The 1,812-nt window shown below is 73.6% G+C and carries 2 protein-coding genes; both read right to left on the bottom strand.

Features of this window, described 5'->3' with window-relative positions; genetic code table 11:
- Positions 1 to 544: SGNH/GDSL hydrolase family protein (locus tag WA805_RS14880; protein WP_425242615.1), on the bottom strand; the 544-nt coding region annotated here is incomplete at its 3' end.
- The gene (locus tag WA805_RS14875) at positions 541 to 1,719 is read right to left on the bottom strand and encodes a glycosyltransferase (RefSeq protein WP_425242614.1); all 1,179 of its coding nucleotides are present in this window, start codon (positions 1,717 to 1,719) and stop codon (positions 541 to 543) included. The genes WA805_RS14880 and WA805_RS14875, both read right to left, overlap by 4 nt.
- Positions 1,720 to 1,812 lie beyond the last annotated feature (93 nt).

Below are 1,812 nucleotides of genomic sequence, written 5' to 3'. Positions count from 1 at the left end.
AGGCGATCAGCCGGTGCCCGCGCTCGTTGGGGTGCAGCCGGTCGACCGACCAGTTGCGCCGCTCGTAGGTCTCCGGGTCCCGCGCGGCGTCCCAGTGCAGGGTCCCGTACCGGGCGGCCACCTTGTCGAGCTCGGTGTTGACCGCGTGCATGCGCCGCGACAGCGGCCTGGCCAGCCCGGCGGGCAGCCCGAACATCCGCGCCGGGTCCGGCAGCCGCATGGTCAGCACGGTGGCGCCGCCTGCCTGCAGCGCGGCGACGGTCCTGGCGGCGGCCTGACCGGTACCCACCGGGTCGAAGCCGGCCCGCAGCGTGTCGTTGATGCCCACCACGACGGTGGCGACGTCGGGCCGCAGCTGGAGCGCCGCCGGCAGCTGGTCGCGCTCGACGTGCTTAGCCTGCGCGCCGAGCACCGCGAGGTTGTGCAGTTCCGGGTCGGGGAGCCCGGTGGCAAGGTGTCGTGCCCAGCCTCGCCAGCCGCCTGATGGGTCGGGATCACCCATGCCCAGGGTGATCGAGTCGCCGAGAGTCACGATCCGCGTCATGCTTGCACCTGCCCGAGAGGACGAAACGAGTCGGTGTTGAGGGCTTCGTGGACCGCCAGGAAAGCGGTGACCGAGGCCGGCCAGCCGAACTCCTCGGCGCGGGCCCGTGCCGCGGCGCGCCGCGCGATCGGGTCCCTGGCGAGGATGGCGCGCACGCCGCTGGCGAAATCCTCGCCAGTGACCGCGATCCCGGCGGTGCCGACCACCTCCGGCAGCGCACTCGACGCGCTGACCACGACCGGGGTGCCGCAGGCGAGCGCCTCGAGCGCGGCGAGCCCGAAGGTCTCCACCGGCCCTGGCGCGATCACTACATCGGCGCTGGCCAGCAGGATGGCCAGCTCCTTGGGGTCGGTGACGAACCCGGCAAACCGGACCGGCAAAGAAGCGCGGCGTGCCGCGTGCTCCAGCCGGGCGCGCAGCGGCCCGTCACCGGCGACGACGAGTACTGCGTCCAGCCCGGCCGCGCGCAGCCCGGCCAGCGCGGCGAGCGAACGGTGCGGTTTCTTCTCAACCGACAGCCGCGCGCAGTGCACGAGCAGCGTCTGGTCTGGTTTCGCATAGGAATCCCGCGCCGCGTCGCTGTACCGCTCGGGGCTGAACAGCTCCAGGTCGACGCCGAGCGGGATGCGCGTCAGGTTAGGCGCGCCGATCCGCTCGAACTCCGCCGCCGCCCACCGGGTGGTGCAGACGATCCGCTGGTAGTTCCGCGAGCTGCGGCGGTTGAGCGCGTCGGCGAGCGCGGTGGCCCTCTCGCTGAGCAGCCGGCTCCGCCATCGTGACATGCCGGACACGTCGGCGGGCAGGCTGAACAGGCCGGTCAGGCTCTCGTGCGAGACCATCACCGCCGGCACGCCGTGCGCGCGCGCCCACTGGCCGGTCCAGCGCAGCGTGGTGCGGTCCGACACCTCGAGCCGGTCCGGCCGCAGTTCGGTCAGCAGCGCGGCGAGCCTGCGGCGGCCGAGCAGCGCGCGGTAGCCGCCGGTGAACGGCACTATCGGCCCGTACCTGGTGATCATCCGCCCCTGCGCCGTCGCCTCGTCGCCGCGGCGGCGGCCAGGGATGATCAGCACGGGATCGTGTCCGGCCGCCAGGTAGCCGGCACCGAGTTCGCGCAGCGCGGTTCGCATGCCGCCGGAGCGCGGCCCCACGTAGTTGGCCAGCCGCACGATCCGCATCAGGCGGCCATCCTCACAGGGGCGGTTCCGGCGCCGAGTACCGCGGCGTAGTGGCCGATCAGCTCGCCGGTCAGGGCCGGCCAGGACCTGGCG

It is taken from the genome of Trebonia sp., assembly GCF_049794275.1.
In the GTDB taxonomy this organism is placed as follows: Bacteria; Actinomycetota; Actinomycetes; order Streptosporangiales; family Streptosporangiaceae; genus Trebonia.
Note: the sequence above shows the minus strand (reverse complement) of the source record. Positions and strands in the feature narration are given on the sequence as shown.